Consider the following 20,233-nt stretch of genomic DNA (forward strand, 5'->3'; position numbering starts at 1 on the left):
CGGCACCAGCCCGCCCCCTCACCCCTCCAGCGTGTGCAGCAGCGTCCTGACGGCGGTGTCCACATCGCGATCCTTGTCGCGCAGTTCCTCGATGCGGCGCACCGCGTGGATCACGGTCGAATGGTCACGGCCGCCGAACTTGCGCCCGATCTCGGGCAGCGACCGCGTGGTCAGCCGCTTGGCGAGATACATCGCGATCTGGCGTGGGCGCGCGATCACCACCGCGCGGCGCGCGGAGACCAGTTCCAGCGGCTTGAGATCGAAATGGGCCGACACCACCTTCTGAATCTCGTCGATCGTCACGCGCCGCTCGGCGCCGCGCAGCACCTCGCCCAACGTCGCCACCGCGAATTCGAGATCGATCGCGTCGCCGGTCAGTTGCGAATAGGCGACGACGCGGTTGAGCGCCCCCTCCAGATCGCGGATGCTCGCGGTGATCCGCGTCGCGAGCAGATCGAGCACCTCCTGCGGCACCGTCACGTTCGGCAGATCGGCGAGCTTGCGCGCGAGCACCGCGCGGCGCAGCGTGAGATCGGGCGCCTTGATGTCGGCGACGAGGCCGCACGACAGCCGCGAGGTGATCCGCGCCTCGACTCCATCGAGATCCTGCGGGCAGCGATCGGCGCTGATGACGAGCCGCTTGCCCGCGCCCATCACCTCGTTGATCGTGTGGAAGAACTCCTCCTGCGTCGAATCCTTGCCGGCGATGAACTGGAGGTCGTCGATCAGCAGCACGTCGGCCGAGCGCAGCCGCGCCTTGAAGCTGTGCGTGTCCCGCGCGCGCAGCGCCTGCACGAACTCGAACATGAACCGCTCGGCCGACATCAGGATCACATGCGCGCCGGGCACCGCGTCGAGATAAGCGGCGCCGATCGCGTGCATCAGGTGCGTCTTGCCCTGCCCGGTGCCGCTGTGGAGGAACAACGGGCTGAAGCGCGGCACGCCCGGCTCGGCGAGCGCACGCGCGGCGTTGAACGCGACGCGGTTCGAGGCGTCGACGACGAACCGGTCGAAGGTGAAGCGTGCGTCGAGCGGCGGACGCTCGGCGGTGGCGGCAGGCGCCGGCGCGGCCGGCACCGGGCGCAACACGGCGATCTCCGCCGATTCGGCCCGGAGCGTCGCGGGCTGCGGCGTCGTGGACCGGGTCTCGATCGACACGGTGCGCACGCTCGGCACCAGCGCGCGGAATTCCTGGAGCAGCCGGTCGGCATAATGGTTGCTGACCCAGTTGCTCATGAACGCGGAGGGCAGCGCCAGCCGCACCGCTTCCACGCCATCGTCCTCGATCAGCTCGATCGGCTTCAGCCACTGGTCGAACAGCCGCACTCCGGCGGACTCGCGCAGATGTGCGCGCACCACGCTCCAAGCCTTGGCGATCTCGCCGCGTCCGTCCCGAACGTCCGAACGTAACGCTCCCCTGGCCCCGATCCCGCTCACGCAACACCTTTCCGCCGGCCGCGCGCATGTCGCGGCCGCAAATTCAGACACACCCTCCCCCAGCCGGAATCACGGTCCCGCTGTTGGTGACGATCAATCAATTGAATAGCGCGGACGACCGTCTGCGCTTCGGAGGTCGATTATGAAGATCGCGACGAGTCGATCAAGAGCCGCAGCCGTCAGATATTTGAAATAATCCGGTTGACTCGTCTCGGGCCAAGGATTCCCGTCAAAAATCTTATAAGCTGCTGAAATACATATGTTTTCTGGATGCCCTCGGTTCAACACACATCGCGAATCGCGGGGAATCCTATGTTTGTTACTTGGCCCGACATTTGCGCGCGCCTATCGGTGCAGCGCGGAAATTCGCACCGCATCTATCGCGGACGCAGCAAAAGCCCGCTTGGGAAACCCCAAGCGGGCATCAGCATTCCGGTAGAGGGAAAAGCGTCAGGCGAGCGCGGCGAGGCGCTTGGTCAGCCGCGAGAATTTCCGGGAGGCGGTGTTCTTGTGCATCACGCCCTTGGCGACGCCACGTGCCAGCTCGGGCTGCACCTGCGCCATCGCCTCGGTCGCGGCGGTCTTGTCGCCCGATGCGAGCGCGGCTTCCGCACGCTTCACGAAGGTACGGATGCGACCGACCCGATTGCCGTTCACAATGGCGCGGTTCGCGTTGCGCCGGATTCGCTTTTTCGCCTGTGGCGTATTGGCCATGAAGCCCTCTGAGTCTGAAATCGGGTGACGCGCCGGGATCGCTCCCCGCGCTGGAAGGCAGGCCCCTTAGCCAGTCGGCCCGTGCAGGTCAACCTTTTAGCGTTGGCAGCGCGGACACCAGAAGGTCGATCGCCCACCATCGGCATAGCGCGAAACCGTCCCGCCACAGCCACACGCCTCACCCTCACGCCGATAGACAGCGAACTGCTTGGAAAAATAGCCGAGTTCGCCATCGGGCCGGGCGTAATCGCGCAACGTCGAGCCTCCCGCCGCGATCGCGGCGAGCAGCACCTCGCGAATCGCCGCGACCAACCGGGTGAGCTTCGCGCGAGACACCTGTCCGGCGGCGCGCCTGGGGCTGATGCCAGCGAGGAACAGCGCTTCGCACACATAGATGTTGCCGAGCCCCGCGACGATGCGCTGATCGAGCAGCATCGCTTTGATCGGCGCGATTCGCCCTTCGAGCATCCGCGCCAGATAGGCGGGGGTAAGATCGTCACCGAGCGGCTCCGGCCCCGTAGCGGTGAAAGCCGGATAGACGTCAAGCGACTCGGTCGGCACCAGATCGACCGAGCCGAACCGGCGCGCGTCGTTGAGCGCCAACCGCCGGCCCGTATCGGTTTCGAGGATCAGGTGGTCGTGCGGCAAGAGCTCGCCCGGATCGACTCGCCACCTCCCCGACATGCCGAGGTGGAAGATCATCGTGTCACCGCGATCGGTGCCGATCAGCCCGTATTTGGCGCGCCGGCCGAGCGCGGTCACGCGCGCACCGGTCAGCCGCTGGCGCAGATCCGCGGGGAACGGCCGGCGCAGATCGGGGCGACGCGTCTCGACCAAGGTCAGGCGCGCGCCCTCCAGCACGGGCGTGAGACCGCGCACGGTGGTTTCGACTTCGGGGAGTTCAGGCATCGCCATCCGATTCCGCCGTTCGTCCCGACGAACGGATGTGGGTTGAACCAAAGAGCTAGGTTGCGTTTGCCCGCGCCACAAGCGCCCGCTAGAGCGGCCCGATGACCGATACCGTATCCTTTGGCTATGAAGACATTCCCGCAGCCGAGAAGACCGCACGCGTCGGCGGCGTCTTCTCGAACGTCGCGGCGAAATACGACCTGATGAACGATGCCATGTCGGGCGGCATGCACCGGATCTGGAAAGATCGGTTCGTGCGCCGCGTCAAACCGCGCGCGGGCGAGCAGATCCTCGACATGGCCGGCGGCACCGGCGACATCGCGTTCCGGCTGGAGACGTCGGGCGCGTCGATCACCGTCGCCGACATCAACCCGGACATGCTCGCGGTCGGCATGGAGCGCGCCGCCAAGCGCGGCATCGACGGCCTCGTCTGGACCGAAGCCAACGCCGAGACGCTGCAATTCCCCGACCGGTTCTTCGACGCCTATACGATCGCCTTCGGCATCCGCAACGTGACCGACATCCCCAAGGCGCTGCGCGAGGCGCACCGCGTGTTGCGGCGGGGCGGACGTTTTTTCTGTCTCGAATTCTCGACCACGGTGTGGCCCGGTTTCGCCGAGGTCTATGATGCCTATTCGCACCGTATGGTGCCGCAGCTCGGCAAGCTGCTCGCGGGTGACGCCGACAGCTATCGCTATCTGATCGAATCGATCCGCCGCTTCCCCGACATGCCAACGTTCGAGGCGATGATCGGCGAAGCGGGATTCGTGAACACGAAGGTCGAGCCGATGCTCGGCGGGCTGGTGGCGATTCACAGCGGCTGGAAGATTTGATGTCGGCAAAGACTCTCCCCTCCCGCTTGCGGGAGGGGTCGGGGGAGGGCCTGTCGAGGACGCGTCGCCTGACACACGCCCTCCCCCAACCCCTCCCGCAAGCGGGAGGGGAGCTGTGACCACCCCCACCGTCCACCTCTGGCGACTGCTCAAATGGGGCCGCATCCTCGCGCGGCACGGCGCGCTCCAGGGGATCGAGCGCGATCCCAACACGCCCACCCCGATCCGCCGGCTGGTGCGGATCGCACGGTTCGGCGCGCGCGTGCCCGCCACGCCGCGCTATGCCGACGCCTTCCACGCGATCGGCCCGGCCGCGGTCAAGCTCGGGCAGACGCTCGCGACCCGGCCCGATATCGTCGGAGATGCCGCCGCGCACGATCTGCTGCGCTTGCAGGATGCGCTGCCGCCCCTCCCCTATGAGACCATCCACGCCGCGATGGCGAAGGCTTTCCAGCGCGATCCGGCGACGCTGTTCGCCTCGATCGATCCGGTGCCCGTCGGCGCCGCCTCGATCGCGCAGGTCCACCGCGCCGTCACCACCGACGGGCGCCGGGTCGCCGTGAAAGTGCTGCGTCCGGGCGTCGAGGAGGATTTCGCCCAGGCGATCGACACTTATGAATGGGCCGCCGCACAGATCGAGGCGATGGGCGGCGAGCTCGCCCGGCTGCGCCCGCGTCTCGTCATCGCCACGTTCAAGCGCTGGACCGCGCGCGAGCTCGATTTCCGCCGCGAAGCCGCCTCCGCCTCCGAACTCGCCGATGCGATGACGGCGGAACCCGATTTCGTCGTCCCCAAGATCGACTGGCAGCGCACCACGGGCAAGGTGCTGACGCTCGAATGGATCGACGGCATCAAGCTGTCCAACCGCGCCGCGCTGGTCGAGGCGGGGTATGATCTGCCCAAGCTCGCCAACACGCTCGTCCACGCCTTTCTCCGCCAGGCGATCGCGGAAGGCTTCTTCCATGCCGACATGCATCAGGGCAATCTGTTCGCGCTGCCGGGGGACCGGATCGCCGCGATCGACTTCGGCATCATGGGCCGGATCGACCGGCGCGCGCGCGTCTGGCTCGCCGAGATCCTCTACGGGCTGATCACCGGCAACTACAAACGCGTCGCCGAAATCCATTTCGAGGCGGGCTACGTGCCGCCGCACCACAATGTCGCCGAATTCGCGACCGCGCTGCGCGCGGTCGGCGAGCCGATGCGTGGCCTCGCGGTCAAGGACATGTCGATCGGGATGATGCTCGACAGCCTGTTCAACATCACCCGCGATTTCGACATGCGCACACAACCCCATCTGCTGTTGCTGCAAAAGACGATGGTGATGGTCGAAGGCGTCGCGACCAGCCTCGATCCCGACATCAACCTGTGGGATACGGCCGCCCCCTTCGTGCGCGAATGGATCCGCACCGAGCTCGGGCCGGAGGCCGCCGTCGCGGACCGGCTCATCACCGATCTGCGCACGCTGGCGCGCATCCCCGAGCTCGTGCGCAATATCGAGCGCCAATTCCCCAGCCCCGGCGGCGCGCCGCCGGAACCGCCGATGCGGCCGATCGCGGTGCTCGGGTCGGGGCGGCACATCGCGATGCGCTATGTTCTGGTCGCGGTGGTGAGCGCAAGCGCCAGCTTCGCCGCCGCCTGGCTGGCGCTGCACTGACGCGGTGCCGCGCGCGGTCGCCCCGCTCTGGCTCGCCGCGCCCAGCCGCTTCGCACGGCTGAGCCGGACGCAGGCGCGGCTGGTGCTGATCGGCCTCGCGCTGCTCATCGTGGCGAGCCTGTTCGCGCTGCCCGTGCCTGCGACGGACGCGCCCGCCGATGCCGCGCGAACCGATCTCAACCTCTATCAGACGATCATCGAGGGCGTGCGCGCCGGCGGCGATTATTACGGCGTCGCCGCGCGATCGCTGCGTGCGGGCGATTTCCCGCTCAAACCGTTCGTCACCTTCCGCCTGCCGACATTGGCGGTGATCGAGGCGGCGCTGCCGGACGGCGCGCTCGTGGCGTTGCTCGACGCGCTGGCGCTCGGCGTCTTCGTCGCGTGGTTCTTCCGGCTGCGAAACGCCTTCACGCGGCGCCTCCCGCTGGCGGTCGCGCTGCTGCTGCTCGCCGGCGGAATGCTCGGCTTCGTTCAGAGCGACCTGGCCGCGTTCCATGAGGTTTGGGCCGGCCTGCTGATCGCGCTGTCGCTCGCGCTGCGCCGTCCCGGTCATTGGGTCGAGGCGGTGGCGTTCGGGATGATGGCGATGCTGATCCGCGAGACGGCGGCGCTCTACGTCGCGATCATGGCGGTGCTCGCGCTGGTGCAGGGCCAACGGCGTGAGGGGCTGGTCTGGTGCGCCACACTCGGCGTGTTTGCGGTGGTGATCGCGCTGCACGCGCACGCCGTCTCGCAAGTCGTGCATGCGACCGATCCCGCGTCGCCAGGCTGGGCCGGGATGCTCGGCTTCGGCTTCTTCGCCGAGGCGATCGCGGTTTCGACCGTGCTCACGCTGTTTCCGTTGGCGGTGGCGGCGCCGTTAGTTGCGCTCGCGCTGGCGGGTTGGGCGGCCTGGGAGAGCGATCTCGGCCTGCGCGTGACGGTGACCTTGGCCGCTTATGCCGTGCTGATCGCGCTGTTCGGGCGCGCCGACACCTTCTATTGGGGGTTGATGATCGCGCCCACGCTCCTCGTCGGCCTCGCCTTCGCGCCCGATGGCGTGCGCGACCTGGTCCGCGCCGCTGCCGAACGGCGGCGAATCACGGTAACGCGGGTGGTGCGGTGAAGATTTTGCTCGTCATCGGCGGCGGGATCGCCGCCTATAAGGCGTGCGAGCTGATCCGGCTGTGCCGCAAGGCCGGCATTTCGGTGCGCTGCGTGCCCACCGCCGCCGCGCAGCAATTCGTCACCCCGATGACGCTGGCGGCGCTGAGCGAGAACCAAGTGTTTACCTCGCTCTGGGATCTCAAGGACGAGGCCGAGATGGGGCATATCCAGCTCAGCCGCGAGGCCGACCTGATCGTGGTCGCGCCGGCCACGGCCGATCTGATGGCGAAAATGGCCGCCGGCATGGCGGACGACCTCGCGACGACCGTGCTCCTCGCGACCGACAAGCCCGTGCTGGCCGCGCCGGCGATGAACGTGCGGATGTGGCACCATCCCGCGACCCGCCGCAACGTCGCGACGCTGCGCGGCGACGGTGTGACCGTGCTCGAGCCCGACGAAGGCCCGATGGCCTGCGGCGAGTTCGGCGCGGGGCGCTTGCCGGAACCGGAGGCGATCCTGGCGGCGATACGGACGGCGCTCGGCGCGTGATAGTCACCCTCACCCTTCCCGCCCGGCTGCGCCGGGCGGGCCCCTTCCCTCTCCCATTGGGAGAGGGAAGGAGGAGCGAAGCGACGGAAGGGTGAAGGTGACGAAAACGCCATACATCCTCGTCACCGCCGGCCCAACCCACGAGCCGATCGATCCGGTGCGCTACATCGCCAACCGCTCCTCGGGCAAACAGGGCTTCGCGATCGCCGGGGCGTTGGCGGCGCTCGGTGCGCGCGTGACCCTCGTCGCCGGGCCGGTGACGCTCGCCACACCGCCAGGCGTAGATCGCATCGATGTCGAGACCGCGCGCGAGATGGCCGACGCGGTCGAGGCGGCACTTCCGGCCGACGCCGCCGTGCTGGTCGCCGCCGTCGCCGACTGGCGGGTCGAGAGCATGCCGCAAAAGATCAAGAAAGGCGCGGGCACGCCCGTGCTTCACCTCGTCGAAAACCCCGACATCCTCGCCGGACTTGCCCGCAGCCCCCGTCGCCCGCGCCTGCTGATCGGCTTCGCCGCCGAGACCGAGCGCGTCATCGAACACGCCACCGCCAAGCGCGCGCGCAAGGCGGTCGACTGGATCGTCGCCAACGACGTATCGGGCGACGTGATGGGCGGCGCGGACAATGCGGTCCATATCGTCACCGGATCCGGTGTCGAAAGCTGGGCGCGCATGCCCAAGGACGAGGTCGCGAAGGCGCTCGCCGAGCGGATCCTGGCGACGCTCGCCGGGCGCGGATGAGCGCGCGCCCTTAGACAAATGCGTCAAAACCGCTAAGATGCGCGCCATGACTCCCCCGCCGATCACCATCAGCATCAAGCGCCTCGATCACGGCAAGGGCCTGCCCCTGCCCGCCTATGCGACCGATGGCGCCGCCGGCATGGACGTGGTCGCCGCCGAGGCGCTGACGCTCGCGCCCGGCGCGCGCGCGGCGGTGGCGACCGGCTTCGCGACCGCGATTCCGCATGGGTTCGAGGTTCAGGTCCGGCCCCGCTCGGGCCTCGCGCTCAAACATGGCGTCACCTGCCTCAACACGCCCGGCACGATCGACAGCGATTATCGCGGCGAGGTGAAGGTGATCCTCGCCAATCTCGGTCAGGAACCGTTCGAGATCGCGCGCGGCGACCGGATCGCGCAGCTCGTGCCCGCGCCCGTCCAGCGCGCGGTGCTCGACGAGGTCGATGATCTCGACGAGACCGTGCGCGGCGTCGGCGGGTTCGGATCGACCGGGCGGTGATGCTCGGGCTCGCCTTGTTGCTTCAGGCGACCGGTGACCTGCCGCCGCTGCCGACCGACTGGTCGACGCTCGCGCCGATCCCCTATGTCGATGCGCCGACGCTCACCGCGCCGCTCGTGAAGTTCGTCGCCGGCGAGATCGCCGCCGGGCGCTGCGCGGTGCCGAAGCCGGCCGATGGCCATTATGTCATCAAGGTCGATGTCGCGACGCTCATCGACCAGGACGGCACGCTGCGCCGCGCGGTGCCGCGCGCGATCGATTGCCCGACGGTCGAACAATATAGCGCGGGGCTTGTCAGCAGCTTCGCGCGCGCCAATCTCAACGCGGGCACGGTGACGATGTGGTATCGCGCCACCCTGGTCTATGATTGGCATGGATGACGCTGAGCGACGCTGAACTCGAACGCTACGCCCGGCACATCGTCCTGCGCGAAGTCGGTGGCGCCGGGCAGATGAAGCTGCGCGCCGCGCGCGTGGCGGTGGTCGGCGCGGGCGGGATAGGATCGCCCGCCATCCAGTATCTCGCGGCCGCCGGAGTCGGCGAGCTGATCCTGATCGACGACGATCGCGTCGATCTTTCCAACCTCCAGCGGCAGACGATCTTCGGCGGCGACGATGTCGGCACCCCCAAGGTCGCGGCGGCGGCGGCGGCGGTCATGCGGCTCAACCCGGCGGTGCGCGTAACGCGGCGCTCCGCGCGGCTCGATGCCGGCAATGCCGCCGATCTGATCGCGGGTGCGGACGTCGTGCTCGACGGGACGGACAGTTTCACCGTGCGGCTGGCGGTGGCCGATGCGGCGCTGACGGCGCGCGTACCGCTCGTCTCGGCGGCGGTCGCGCAATTCGAAGGGCAACTCGCGGTGTTCCGTGGCTGGGAGCCGGGCAAGCCCTGCTACCGCTGCTTCGTCGGCGACGATCCCGACCGCCCCGAGACGAGCTGCGCCGAGGCCGGGGTGCTCGGCGCGATGGCGGGGGTGATGGGCACCCTCGCCGCGCTCGAAGTCCTGCGCGCGATCACCGGTTTTGGAGAGGACAGCGCGGGCAAGCTGCTGCTGGTCGATGCGCTCGCCTTTCGCTTCCGCACGATCGGCCTGCCCAAAGACCCCGGCTGCCCCGAGTGCGGCGGCGCGGCGGATTAGGAGCCCGGCTTCGTCGCCGGCCGCTCCTCCTCGCCCAGTACGTGCCAGCCATGGAAATCCCGTACCATCGGCACACGACACCCCTTGCAAACGCTGCGGAACGCGGTGCCGTCATGCCAGACCGAGTGACGACTGCGGTGATGTCTTCCGAAGATGCAGGAAATCCGCTGCACGATATCCATTCAATTAAGCTCCGTCAGTAACGCCCCGGGCCGTGCGACCCAAGCTCCGGTGGCGATTTCAAAAACGAATGGCGGCCGCATACTCCCGGCCGCCTTGCCTTGGTCATGAATTCTTCGTCACGATGATCCGGTTAGTCGGACTTTAACGCTCCGACGGCAAAGGCTCCGACATGACAACCTCAGCCCCGCGCACCGTCCTCCTCATCTTCGGCACGCGCCCGGAGGCGATCAAGCTCTTCCCCGTCGTGGCGGCGCTGAAACGGGTGCCCGGCCTCGCCGTGCGAACCTGCGTCACCGCCCAGCATCGCGGCTTGCTCGACCAGGTTCTCGCGATCGCCGGCCTCACGCCGGACATCGACCTCGACCTGATGGAGCCGGGCCAGTCGCTCGACCGGCTCACCGCGCGCCTGTTGACCGGACTGGGCGGCGTTATGGACGCCGAAAAGCCCGATCGTGTCATCGTGCAGGGCGATACCGCGACCGCGATGGTCGGCGGGCTCGCCGCATATTACAGGAAAGTGCCCGTCAGCCATGTCGAGGCGGGCCTACGCTCGGGGGATATATACCAACCGTGGCCCGAGGAAGTAAACCGCCGCATCGTCGCACCGATCGCGGACCAGCATTTCGCGCCGACCCACACCGCCGCCGAGGCGCTGCGCCGCGAGAATATCGCGCCCGCGACGATCCACGTCACCGGCAACACCGTGATCGACGCGCTCCACGCCACCCGCGCGAAGCTCGATGCCGATCCGGCGCTCGCCGCCGGGCTCGACGAGATCGCCGAGCGTTTCCAGGGCAAGCGGCTGATCCTCGTCACCACGCATCGGCGCGAGAATTTCGGCGGCGGTATGGAGAACATCGCGCGCGCGATCGGCCGCATCGCCGACCGGCCCGACACGGCGGTGCTGTTCCCGGTCCACCCCAACCCCAACGTCGTCTCGGTGATGGACGCGGTGCTCGGCGAGCGCGCCAACGTCGCCCGAATCGCTCCGCTCGATTATCCGCATTTCATCCGAGCGCTGGGCATGTGCGAGATCGCGCTGACCGATTCGGGCGGCGTGCAGGAGGAGGCTCCCGCGCTCGCCAAGCCCGTTCTCGTCATGCGCGAGACGACCGAGCGCCCGGAAGGCGTGATCGCGGGCACGGCCAAGCTGATCGGCACGGATTCCGACCGCATCGTTTCCGAAATATCAACCCTCCTCGACGACAAGCACGCCTATTCGGTCATGGCCCGCGCCCACAACCCGTTCGGCGACGGTCATGCATCCGAGCGGATTGCAAGGATCGTCGCTGATGGTTTCGAACGCTGAACTCAAGGTCGTCGTCGTCGGCCTCGGCTATATCGGGCTGCCCACCGCCGCGGTGATCGCGCGCACCGGCGCCAAGGTGCTCGGCATCGACGTCAGCGAACACGTCGTCGAAACGGTCAATTCGGGCAAGGTCCATATCGAGGAAGTCGATCTCGACGGCCTGGTCTCGGGCGTGGTCGCGCGCGGCACGCTGCGCGCCGCCACCGAGGTCGAGCCAGCCGACGTGTTCGTCATCGCGGTGCCGACTCCCTTCGCGGACGATCATGCCCCCAACATCGGCTACGTCCTGCGCGCCGCCACCACGATCGCGACGGTGCTGAAAGCCGGTGACGTGGTGATCCTCGAATCGACCTCACCGGTCGGCACCACTGAGAAGGTGCGCGATCTGCTCGCGAAGGTCCGCCCCGATCTCAAGGTGCCGGGCAAGACCGGCGAGGCCGCCGACATCGCGATCGCATATTGCCCGGAGCGCGTGCTGCCCGGCCGCATCCTCGTCGAGCTGATCGACAACGACCGCGTGATCGGCGGCATCACGCCCCGCTGCGCGCGAAAGGCGCTCACTTTCTACCGCCGCTTCGTGCGCGGCGCGTGCGTGACGACGACGAGCCGCGCCGCCGAAATGACCAAACTCACCGAGAACGCGTTCCGCGACGTCAACATCGCCTTCGCCAACGAGCTGAGCCGGCTCGCCGACACGATGGACGTGGACGTATGGGAGGTGATCCGCCTCGCGAACCGCCACCCGCGCGTCAACATCCTGTCGCCCGGCCCCGGCGTCGGCGGGCATTGCATCGCGGTCGATCCCTGGTTCCTCGTCCATGCCGATCCCGCCAATTCGCCGCTGATCCGCACCGCGCGCGAAGTCAACGACGCCAAGATCGACTATGTCGTGGCGCGCGCCGCCGCGCTGATCGCGGCGCAGCCGGGCGTGCCGGTCGCGTGCCTGGGCCTCGCGTTCAAGGCGAACATCGACGACTTCCGCGAAAGTCCCGCCCTCAAGGTCGCGACCGAGCTGGCGCGCCGCTTCGGAAACCGCATCGCGGTGGTCGAACCCTATACCAACACGCTGCCCGACGCCTTCGCGGGCACCGGCGCAGGCCTGATCGATATCGACTCCGCGATCGAGCGGTGCGGTATCATGATCGTGCTGGTCGATCATGACATGTTCAAATCGGTCCCGCTCGACGAACGTATCGACAAGCAGGTCTATGACACGCGCGGCATCTGGCCGGACCAACCCGCGCCAAGGGCGTGGGGGGAGACGGAACCGCTCCGCCTCGCCGGCTGACCGCCCTGACCCGTCGCCGGACCGAGGCGGCGGAAATTCAACAGAAACATATCGCGTTCGCCGTGGATGATCGTCATTGCGTGATCGTGCCGCAATGTGCCATTGCGCGCACGTTTCCGATCGCTTGCGACCAGGGACCGATGCTGGCCGTTGCTGCAAGAAGGGGAGCGCGATGGAAAGTGCGTTGGGGAACGCAACGGACCGCGTCGGCTATCACGCCTTGCGCGCGCCATCACGTCGATCAGCACGGTGGCTGCGGGGAGCGGGCGATCGTGCTTCGATGCGGTCCTACCCCGCACATTGCTCGCTGCGATCGGGCGTTCGTCCCGGCGCGGTGAATGCGGATATCGCGAGCGTACAGCGCCGAGGTCCGCCTATTTCTTCGCGGTCTTTTCAGATCATCCTTCCGGTCCTTGCGTCACAGCGGTGCGGTAGTAAGGTCACGGTGCCGTCATTTTATGCTGCACTGCAAAAATACGCTTTATAACCAAGATGAATTCCTCTACTTTTATGGGTACGCAACGGTTGAATCACTGCGCGGGAAACCATCATGAACCTGGAATTCGGACGATCCGACTGGGCGCAAGAGCCTGGGTCTCGTGATTCGATGACCTCGGTCGGCAAACCTTCGTGGCGCCCCCGCGCCTCCGCGCTGCGCAGCCGCGCCTTTACCGGGCTCGTCGTGCTCGATCTTTCGTGCATCACGATCTCGTTCGTGGTCGCCGCGCTGCTCCAGGCGCGGTTCGGCAGCGACAAGAACTGGCTGGTCCTGCTCGCCGTGCTGCTCCCGATGTATCTGGTGATCGCGCTCAACGCGCACGCTTATGCCTCGACCAACCTTCAGGATCCGATCCGCTCCGTCGCCAAGGGCGCGCAGGCGCTCGTCATCGCGATCAGCGCGGTGATCTTCGTGGCCTTCTTCGTGCGCGCGTCCGAAGGCTTCCCGCGCATGCTGGTGACGATCGGGGCGATCTTCTCGCTCGGGTCGCTGATCGCGGCGCGTTATGGGTTCGTGAAGCACATGCCGGCGATCATCGGCGGCAACCCGTTCAGCGTGATCCTGATCTGCGAAGGGGGGCAGAGCGTTCCGCCGGGCAATTTCTCGGTGGTGATTTCGCCGGAAGCGTTTTTCGATCCCGAACAGCACGATCCGGTGATGTACGACCGGCTCGCCAAGTCGCTCGAAAGCGCCGATCGCGTCGTGGTTGCGTGCAGTCCCGAGCGCCGCACCGCCTGGGCGCACGCGCTGAAGGGCGCCAACATCCAGAGCGAGATCGTCGCGCCCGAATTGCGGGATCTGGCGCCGCTCGGCATGGGCAATCACGGTAGCGAGCCCACGATCGTGATCGCCAACGGCCCGCTCGGCCTGTTCGACCGGTTCATGAAGCGCGCCTTCGATTTCACGCTCGCGCTCGGCGCGCTGCTCGCGCTGCTGCCGATCCTCGCGGTCATCGCGGTGCTCGTAAAGCTCGACAGCGCCGGCCCGGTCTTCTTCAAACAGACCCGCATCGGGCGCGGCAACCAGATGTTCCAGATGCTCAAGTTCCGCAGCATGCGCGTACTCGAATCGGATGCCGCCGGCCATCGCTCGGCCTCGCGCGACGACGACCGGATCACGCGGGTCGGCAAGTTCATCCGCCGCACCAGTATGGACGAACTTCCTCAACTTATTAACGTGCTCAAAGGCGACATGAGCATCGTCGGCCCGCGCCCGCACGCGCTCGGTTCACGCGCCGCCGACAAATTGTTCTGGGAGGTCGATACCCGCTATTGGCATCGCCACGCCGCCAAGCCCGGTCTGACCGGACTGGCGCAGGTGCGCGGCTATCGCGGTGCGACCGTCTATGAATCGGATCTGCGCAACCGGCTCCAGGCCGATCTCGAATATCTCGATACCTGGTCGATCTGGCGCGACCTGCTCATCATCGCGATGACGTTCCGCGTATTGCTGCACCGGAACGCCTTCTGATCGCGTGGTGGCGCGCCGCCGCTGATGGGCGTATCGAAGGCTGATCATGTTCCGCTTACCGTTCCAGAAGCGCGTGCCGCCGCCACCACCGCCGATGATCCCGCCGGGCGTGCGCGCCTATGCGATCGGCGACGTGCATGGCCGCGCCGATCTCCTGGACGCGTTGCTCGACGATGTCTTCGCCGATCACGCCCGCCGCGCCCCCGCAAGGTTGCGGCTGGTTTTCCTCGGCGACCTGATCGATCGCGGCCCTGGTTCGCGCGACGTGGTGGAGCGCGTGCGCGGCCTCGTCCTGTCGGACGATCGCGTGTCCTGCATCATCGGCAACCATGAGGAAGTGTTTCTGCTCGCGCTCGACGGCGATGCCGATGCGCTCGGCATGTTCCTGCGGATCGGCGGCGATGCGACGCTCGCCAGCTACGGCATCGTCGACGAGATCTATGCCTCGGGCAGCGATGCCGAACTGATCGACGTGATGCGCGCGCGTGTCCCCGCCGAGCACGTCGCGTTTCTCTCCGGCCTCGACGACCGGGTCGAGATCGGCGGCTATCTCTGCGTCCATGCCGGCGTCCGTCCCGGCATTCCGCTCGACGCGCAGCAGCCCACCGATCTGCGCTGGATACGCCAGCCATTCCTCGATCATCGCGGCGATTTCGGCAAATTCATCATCCACGGCCACACGCCGATGGGCGAGGTCGATGTCCAGCCCAACCGCATCGGCATCGATACCGGCGCGGCCTATGGCGGCAAGCTCACCGCGATCGGGCTGGAGAGCATGCAGCGCTGGTTCCTCAGCGTCGGCTGAGCGAACCGCGTTTGCGCGATTGCCTTGCCGGGCGATATGCGCCAGATCGGCGCCGCATTCGTAAGGGAAGACAGCATGAACCGCGAAGAGATCACCGGCATCGTTACCGAGATCATGTGCGACGTGTTCGATCTCGATGACCTCGAATATTCCGACGATCTCTCCGCCGAGGTGATCGACGAGTGGGACAGCCTCAGCCACATCCGCTTCATCGTCGCGGTCGAGAAGCGTTTCGGCTTCCGCTTCTCCAGCGCCGAAATCGAAGGCTTCTCCAAGGTCGGCGATCTTGTCGACAGCATCGCCGCGCATATCGCGTAAGATCCGGCTGAGCGCGCGACCGTGAGCGATCCGTTCGCCCTCCCCTGGCTGCTGCCGCCCCCGGCCGATTTCCGCGCCCGCCTCAAGGCGATCCGCACCGCGGACGGCGTCGATGCGGCTGGTTTGCGGGCGCTCGTGCAGTTCGCGCTGGACGCGACCCAGCTCGAACAGGCTGGCCGCGTCGTTTCCGCGCGTGCCGCCGATTTGGCAGACGCGGGGCTGAGGCCGCTCAAGCTCGGCATCGTCGCGTCGCACACGGCCAAGACGATCGCCTACGCGCTTCCCGCCGCCGCCTTGCGCCACGGGCTGCTGCTGAGCGTCGATCTCGCCGATTACGGGCAAGCGGCGCAGGCGCTGCTCGATCCCAGATCGAGCCTCGTCCAGGCCGCGCCAGATGTCATCCTGCTCGCGCTCGACGCCCAGGCGCTCGGCCTCGCTCGCCCTTGCCTCGATGCGAGCGAAGCCGAAGCGACCGTGACCCGCGCGCTGGACTATGTCGCCGCATTACGCGCCGGCGGACGCGATCATGCCGGCGCGCCGGTGATCGTGCAGACGCTCGTCCCCCCGGTCGAAAGTCTGTTCGGCAGTTTCGACGGCCAGCTCGCCGGCACGGTGCGGTGGCTGGTCGCCGAGTTCAACGCGCGGCTGTTGCGGGACGTCACCGGAAGCGGCGATCTGGTGCTCGACGTCGCGTTTCTCGCCAGCACGGTCGGCTTGGCGCAATGGCATGACGCGCGGCTGTGGCACGACGCCAAACTGCCTTTCGCGGTCGAGGCGCTGCCGCTCTACGCCGACAAGCTCGGCGGGCTGCTCGCGGCGTTCCGCGGGCTGTCGCGCAAATGTCTGGTGCTCGATCTCGACAATACCTTGTGGGGCGGCATCATCGGCGACGACGGGGTCGACGGCATCCTGCTCGGCCAGGGTTCCGGCACCGGCGAGGCGCATCTGGCGGTGCAGGCGTTCGCGCTCGATCTTCGCGCGCGCGGCATCGTGCTGGCGGTCTGTTCGAAGAACGAGGATGCGGCGGCACGCCTGCCCTTCACCGGACATAGCGAGATGCTGCTGCGCGAGGAGCATATCGCGGTGTTCCTCGCCAACTGGACTGACAAGGCGACGAACCTGCGCACGATCGCCGCGACGCTCAACATCGGCACCGATGCGCTCGTCTTTCTCGACGACAATCCCGCCGAGCGCGCGCAGGTCCGCCAGGAACTGCCCGAGGTGGCGGTGCCCGAGGTCGGCGCCAATCCCGCCGACTTCGTCCGCATTCTCGGGCAGGCGGGCTATTTCGAAGCCATTTCGTTCGGCGACGAGGATCGCGGCCGCGCCGCGATGTACAGCGCCAATGCCGAGCGCGCGGCGGCGCTGACCAACATCAGCAACCTCGCCGACTATCACGCGTCGCTGGAGATGGTCTGCACGATCGCGCCGTTCGACGACGCCGGCCGCGCCCGCATCGCGCAGCTCGCCAACAAATCGAACCAGTTCAACCTGACGACGCGCCGCTACACCGAGGCCGATATCGCCGCGATCGCCGCCGATCCCGCGCGCTTCACGATGCAGGTGCGCCTCGCCGACCGTTTCGGCGACAACGGCATGATCTCGGTGCTGATCTTCGCGCGTGGCGCGGAGGAGTGGCGCTGCGAGACCTGGCTGATGAGCTGCCGCGTCCTCGGCCGCCGGGTCGAGGAAGCCGTGCTCGCGCATGTCGCCACGGCGGCGCGCGCGGCCGGCGCGGCGCGGCTCGTCGGCGAGTATATCCCGACCGCCAAGAACGCGATGGTGCGCGATCATTTCGCCAAGCTCGGCTTCGTCAAGACGGCGGAATGTGCGGATGGCGGCACCGAATGGGCGCTCGATCTGGCGACCTACGTCGCGCCAGCGTTGCCGATGAAACTGGAGTAAGCGGCGACATGGCCTCCCAATACAACCCCCTCGCCCGCATGTTCCCCGGCCGCCACCGCCAGGCGCTCGACCCCGAGGAGCGCAACGTCCTCGACAAGATCGAGTCGCGGCTGCCGATCGCGCGCGACGCCGCCGATGTCGCCGACGAACGTTCGACCTACGGCGAGCGGCTCGCCGACAAGGTCGCGGCGATCGGCGGTTCGTGGTCGTTCATCATCATCTTCACGATCATCCTGCTCGCCTGGATGCTGCTCAACAGCGACGTGCTGACGCGCTGGGGCCTCGCGTTCGATCCGTATCCGTTCATCTTCCTCAACCTGATGCTGTCGACCGTCGCCGCGATCCAGGCGCCGGTCATCATGATGAGCCAGAACCGACAGTCGCAAAAGGACCGGCTCGCCGCGAGCCTCGATTACGAGGTGAACCTGCGCACCGAACTGGAGATCCTGCGGCTGCACGAGAAGATCGACATGGCGATCGCCGAGCGGCTCGACCGGATCGAGGCGCGGCTCGGCCTCGTCGCGCAAAGCGGGGAATAGCCGCCGTAACGGGTTTTTAGCATCGCCTGCGATACACCGCCCGCGATGATACCGGCCCCCGCCCCGACGATCAGCGTGCTGATGGCGATCCACAATGGCGCGGCGCTGGTGCGCGAGACGATCGCGGCGCTACAGGCGCAGACGTTCGGCGATTTCGAACTGATCGCGGTCGATGATCGCTCGACCGACGACAGCGTCGCGGTGCTGAGGGCGATCGGCGATCCGCGCATCCGCGTGATCGAATCGGCCGCCAACCAGGGCGTCGTGCTGGCGCGCAACACCGCGTTTGCGCACGCGCGCGGGCGCTATCTCGCCGCGCTCGACCATGACGATCTCTGCCACCCCGAAAGGTTCGCCAGACAGGTCGCCTATCTCGACGCGCATCCCGACACGGTGCTGCTCGGCACCGCCGCCAACATCCTCGAAGACGGCGCGATCCTGCCCGCGACGCTCGCCGCCGCGACGACGCCCAGCGTGATCGAATGGCTGCTCAGGATCGAGAACCCGCTGGTCTGGTCGTCGGTGATGATACGCGCCGAGGCCGCGCGCAAGCTCGACATCTTCATGCGGCCCGAGCTGATCTGCGCCGAGGATTATGATCTCTATCATCGCATCGCGCGGCTCGGCACGATCGCGCGGCTCGACGCGGAACTGGTGACCTATCGCCGGCATGGCGGCGGCCTGTCGCAGCGCCGTGTCGAGGAACTGCGCGCCTGTTCGGTGTCGATCCTCGCCGACGCCCACCGCGACCACCTTGGCGACGAGGCGGAGGCGGTCGCGGCGCTGTTGGTGCGTCATGTGATGGGGCAAATTCCCGTACCCGACCGCGCGACGTTGCGGCGGCTGGGCGACGCGCTGGTGCGGTTGCAAACCCATTTCATCGAGACGCGGCGCCCCGATGCCGCCAGCCGCCGGCTGTTGCGCTGGGAGACGGCGCGGCGCTGGGCGCGGGTCGGGCGTATCGGCCTGCGCACGGGCGCGCTCGGCCTGATCGCGACCGCGAGCGTGCGGCCCGATCATCTCGGGCTGGGCTATGCCGGGTTCGACGAGTTGATCCTCTCGAGAATCGTCGGCGGCGCGCGCAATGTCGCGCGGCAGAGGCGGCGCCCAGCCTGATCGTCGCCTCGGCGCGGGCCGGGGCCGCTAGGTTGCTTGGCTAGGCGGTTGCCCCAAACTCAACGGCCCCGGCCTGCGCCGGGGCGACGATCTTGGCGGGCGAAGTGAGATGGTTGCGTTTGACACCATCTGCCTTCACGCATATCTAGTATCACATGATACAAGATGCCGCCCCCGCTTCGCCGCACAACCCGCTCGGCCTCAACGGCTTCGAGTTCGTCGAGTTCACCTCGCCCGATCCGGAGGGGATGGGCCGGCTGTTCGAACAACTCGGCTTCACGCCGACCCACCGCCACCCGAGCAAGAACGTCACCCGCTACAAGCAGGGGCGCATTAACCTGATGATAAACCGCGATGAGGCCGGCCGCGTCGCCGCGTTCCGCGGCGAGCATGGTCCCTCGGCCAGCGCGATGGCGTTCCGCGTCGCCGATCCGGCCAAGGCGATGGAATGGGCGCTCGCCAATGGCGCCAAGCCGACCGAGGAAGACGACACCGTCATCCAGGGGATCGGCGGCTCGTATCTGTATTTCATCCAGGACGGGATCGACCTCTACGCCGACTGGGCCGAGTTCCCCGGCTGGCGCGAGGCGGAAGCCGCGAACAGCGTCGGCCTCGACCTGCTCGATCACCTCACCCACAATGTCCGGCGCGGGCAGATGCGGGTGTGGAGCGAATTCTACCGCACGCTGTTCGGGTTCGAGGAACAGAAATTCTTCGACATCAAGGGTCAGGCGACCGGGCTGTTCAGCCAGGCGATGATCGCGCCCGATCACGCGATCCGCATCCCGCTCAACGAGAGCCAGGACGACAAGAGCCAGATCGAGGAGTTCATCCGCGAGTATAACGGCGAAGGCATCCAGCATCTCGCGCTGACCACCGACGACATTTACGCCACCGTCGAGGCGCTGCGCGCGCGCGGCGTGCGGTTGCAGGACACGATCGAGACCTATTACGAACTGGTCGATAAGCGCGTCCCCGGCCACGGCGAGGATCTCGAACGGCTGAAGAGGAATCGCATCCTGATCGACGGCGATGTCGAGACGGACGGGCTGCTGCTCCAGATCTTTACCGAGAACATGTTCGGCCCGATCTTCTTCGAGATCATCCAGCGCAAGGGCAATGAAGGGTTCGGCAACGGTAACTTCCAGGCGCTGTACGAGTCGATCGAACTCGATCAGATCCGGCGCGGCGTGGTGACGGTGGAGGGGTAAGTCCAACTCCCTCTGCGTCCACAGCCGTTCGT

General features: G+C 67.3%; 18 protein-coding genes and 1 pseudogene. 16 read left to right on the top strand and 3 right to left on the bottom strand.

What is annotated here, in order from left to right; translation table 11 throughout:
* Positions 1-18: 18 nt before the first annotated feature.
* From dnaA to mutM, 3 genes are all read right to left on the bottom strand, one after another.
* Entirely contained in the window at positions 19-1,428 is a 1,410-nt protein-coding gene (gene dnaA / locus BLS81_RS07015; RefSeq protein WP_093222964.1) for a chromosomal replication initiator protein DnaA, read from the bottom strand.
* A gap of 459 nt (positions 1,429-1,887) precedes the next feature.
* The gene (rpsT, locus tag BLS81_RS07020) at positions 1,888-2,151 is read right to left on the bottom strand and encodes a 30S ribosomal protein S20 (protein ID WP_093222580.1); all 264 of its coding nucleotides are present in this window, start codon (positions 2,149-2,151) and stop codon (positions 1,888-1,890) included.
* Between the two features lie 96 nt (positions 2,152-2,247).
* Positions 2,248-3,060 (bottom strand): bifunctional DNA-formamidopyrimidine glycosylase/DNA-(apurinic or apyrimidinic site) lyase, encoded by an 813-nt coding sequence (gene mutM / locus BLS81_RS07025; protein WP_093222966.1) that lies wholly within the window; start codon positions 3,058-3,060, stop codon positions 2,248-2,250.
* 101 nt (positions 3,061-3,161) lie between these two features.
* Here mutM and BLS81_RS07030 point away from each other — a divergent pair, with 101 nt between their 5' ends.
* The 16 genes and pseudogenes from BLS81_RS07030 (at position 3,162) to hppD (ending at position 20,201) form a co-directional block, all read left to right on the top strand.
* On the top strand, positions 3,162-3,893 hold the full coding sequence (locus BLS81_RS07030; RefSeq protein WP_093222583.1) for a class I SAM-dependent methyltransferase: 732 nt from the start codon (positions 3,162-3,164) through the stop codon (positions 3,891-3,893).
* A gap of 115 nt (positions 3,894-4,008) precedes the next feature.
* Positions 4,009-5,550: a 2-polyprenylphenol 6-hydroxylase gene (gene ubiB, locus BLS81_RS07035; RefSeq protein ID WP_093222585.1), complete on the top strand. Its 1,542-nt coding sequence runs from the start codon at positions 4,009-4,011 to the stop codon at positions 5,548-5,550.
* Positions 5,551-5,554: 4 nt separating this feature from the next.
* Positions 5,555-6,655, top strand: a complete 1,101-nt coding sequence (locus BLS81_RS07040) for a hypothetical protein (RefSeq protein WP_093222588.1) — start codon at positions 5,555-5,557, stop codon at positions 6,653-6,655.
* Positions 6,652-7,924 (top strand): annotated as a pseudogene (locus tag BLS81_RS07045) (bifunctional phosphopantothenoylcysteine decarboxylase/phosphopantothenate synthase). The gene BLS81_RS07040 and the pseudogene BLS81_RS07045 overlap by 4 nt, the downstream one beginning before the upstream one ends.
* Before the next feature lie 46 nt (positions 7,925-7,970).
* A complete protein-coding gene (gene dut / locus BLS81_RS07050; protein ID WP_093222591.1) occupies positions 7,971-8,420 on the top strand; it encodes a dUTP diphosphatase in 450 nt (149 codons plus the stop codon).
* Entirely contained in the window at positions 8,420-8,800 is a 381-nt protein-coding gene (locus tag BLS81_RS07055; RefSeq protein ID WP_093222593.1) for a hypothetical protein, read from the top strand. Before dut ends, BLS81_RS07055 begins: the two co-directional genes overlap by 1 nt.
* Positions 8,797-9,558 carry a HesA/MoeB/ThiF family protein gene (locus BLS81_RS07060; RefSeq protein ID WP_093222596.1) on the top strand — a complete coding sequence of 254 codons (762 nt, stop codon included), beginning with the start codon at positions 8,797-8,799 and terminating at the stop codon, positions 9,556-9,558. Before BLS81_RS07055 ends, BLS81_RS07060 begins: the two co-directional genes overlap by 4 nt.
* Before the next feature lie 352 nt (positions 9,559-9,910).
* A complete protein-coding gene (gene wecB, locus BLS81_RS07065; protein WP_093222600.1) occupies positions 9,911-11,050 on the top strand; it encodes a non-hydrolyzing UDP-N-acetylglucosamine 2-epimerase in 1,140 nt (379 codons plus the stop codon).
* Positions 11,034-12,338 carry a UDP-N-acetyl-D-mannosamine dehydrogenase gene (gene wecC / locus BLS81_RS07070; RefSeq protein ID WP_093222603.1) on the top strand — a complete coding sequence of 435 codons (1,305 nt, stop codon included), beginning with the start codon at positions 11,034-11,036 and terminating at the stop codon, positions 12,336-12,338. The genes wecB and wecC overlap by 17 nt, the downstream gene beginning before the upstream one ends.
* Before the next feature lie 550 nt (positions 12,339-12,888).
* The gene (locus tag BLS81_RS07075; RefSeq protein WP_093222605.1) at positions 12,889-14,307 is read left to right on the top strand and encodes an exopolysaccharide biosynthesis polyprenyl glycosylphosphotransferase; all 1,419 of its coding nucleotides are present in this window, start codon (positions 12,889-12,891) and stop codon (positions 14,305-14,307) included.
* Positions 14,308-14,353: 46 nt separating this feature from the next.
* Positions 14,354-15,112: a metallophosphoesterase gene (locus BLS81_RS07080; RefSeq protein WP_093222608.1), complete on the top strand. Its 759-nt coding sequence runs from the start codon at positions 14,354-14,356 to the stop codon at positions 15,110-15,112.
* A gap of 75 nt (positions 15,113-15,187) precedes the next feature.
* Positions 15,188-15,430 (top strand): acyl carrier protein, encoded by a 243-nt coding sequence (locus BLS81_RS07085; protein WP_256326109.1) that lies wholly within the window; start codon positions 15,188-15,190, stop codon positions 15,428-15,430.
* Between the two features lie 21 nt (positions 15,431-15,451).
* Entirely contained in the window at positions 15,452-17,335 is a 1,884-nt protein-coding gene (locus BLS81_RS07090) for an HAD-IIIC family phosphatase (RefSeq protein WP_093222610.1), read from the top strand.
* An 8-nt stretch (positions 17,336-17,343) separates the two neighbouring features.
* Complete coding sequence (locus BLS81_RS07095) at positions 17,344-17,874, top strand: DUF1003 domain-containing protein (protein ID WP_093222613.1); 531 nt, start codon at positions 17,344-17,346, stop codon at positions 17,872-17,874.
* A gap of 45 nt (positions 17,875-17,919) precedes the next feature.
* The gene (locus BLS81_RS07100) at positions 17,920-18,990 is read left to right on the top strand and encodes a glycosyltransferase family 2 protein (protein WP_093222617.1); all 1,071 of its coding nucleotides are present in this window, start codon (positions 17,920-17,922) and stop codon (positions 18,988-18,990) included.
* A gap of 155 nt (positions 18,991-19,145) precedes the next feature.
* Positions 19,146-20,201 carry a 4-hydroxyphenylpyruvate dioxygenase gene (hppD, locus tag BLS81_RS07105; protein ID WP_093222619.1) on the top strand — a complete coding sequence of 352 codons (1,056 nt, stop codon included), beginning with the start codon at positions 19,146-19,148 and terminating at the stop codon, positions 20,199-20,201.
* Positions 20,202-20,233: the final 32 nt, after the last annotated feature.

The sequence above is a fragment of the Sphingomonas sp. NFR15 genome, assembly GCF_900103265.1.
Taxonomy (GTDB): domain Bacteria; phylum Pseudomonadota; class Alphaproteobacteria; order Sphingomonadales; family Sphingomonadaceae; genus Sphingomonas; species Sphingomonas pollutisoli.

Coding starts and splice junctions, on each gene's coding strand:
- BLS81_RS07030 (WP_093222583.1), top strand. CDS start 3,162: ATGACCGATACCGTATCCTTTGGCTATGAAGACATTCCCGCAGCCGAG.
- rpsT (WP_093222580.1), bottom strand. CDS start 2,151: ATGGCCAATACGCCACAGGCGAAAAAGCGAATCCGGCGCAACGCGAAC.
- wecC (WP_093222603.1), top strand. CDS start 11,034: ATGGTTTCGAACGCTGAACTCAAGGTCGTCGTCGTCGGCCTCGGCTAT.
- mutM (WP_093222966.1), bottom strand. CDS start 3,060: ATGCCTGAACTCCCCGAAGTCGAAACCACCGTGCGCGGTCTCACGCCC.
- BLS81_RS07095 (WP_093222613.1), top strand. CDS start 17,344: ATGGCCTCCCAATACAACCCCCTCGCCCGCATGTTCCCCGGCCGCCAC.
- BLS81_RS07075 (WP_093222605.1), top strand. CDS start 12,889: ATGAACCTGGAATTCGGACGATCCGACTGGGCGCAAGAGCCTGGGTCT.
- BLS81_RS07100 (WP_093222617.1), top strand. CDS start 17,920: ATGATACCGGCCCCCGCCCCGACGATCAGCGTGCTGATGGCGATCCAC.
- BLS81_RS07080 (WP_093222608.1), top strand. CDS start 14,354: ATGTTCCGCTTACCGTTCCAGAAGCGCGTGCCGCCGCCACCACCGCCG.
- dut (WP_093222591.1), top strand. CDS start 7,971: ATGACTCCCCCGCCGATCACCATCAGCATCAAGCGCCTCGATCACGGC.
- hppD (WP_093222619.1), top strand. CDS start 19,146: ATGATACAAGATGCCGCCCCCGCTTCGCCGCACAACCCGCTCGGCCTC.
- wecB (WP_093222600.1), top strand. CDS start 9,911: ATGACAACCTCAGCCCCGCGCACCGTCCTCCTCATCTTCGGCACGCGC.
- BLS81_RS07060 (WP_093222596.1), top strand. CDS start 8,797: ATGACGCTGAGCGACGCTGAACTCGAACGCTACGCCCGGCACATCGTC.
- BLS81_RS07085 (WP_256326109.1), top strand. CDS start 15,188: ATGAACCGCGAAGAGATCACCGGCATCGTTACCGAGATCATGTGCGAC.
- BLS81_RS07055 (WP_093222593.1), top strand. CDS start 8,420: ATGCTCGGGCTCGCCTTGTTGCTTCAGGCGACCGGTGACCTGCCGCCG.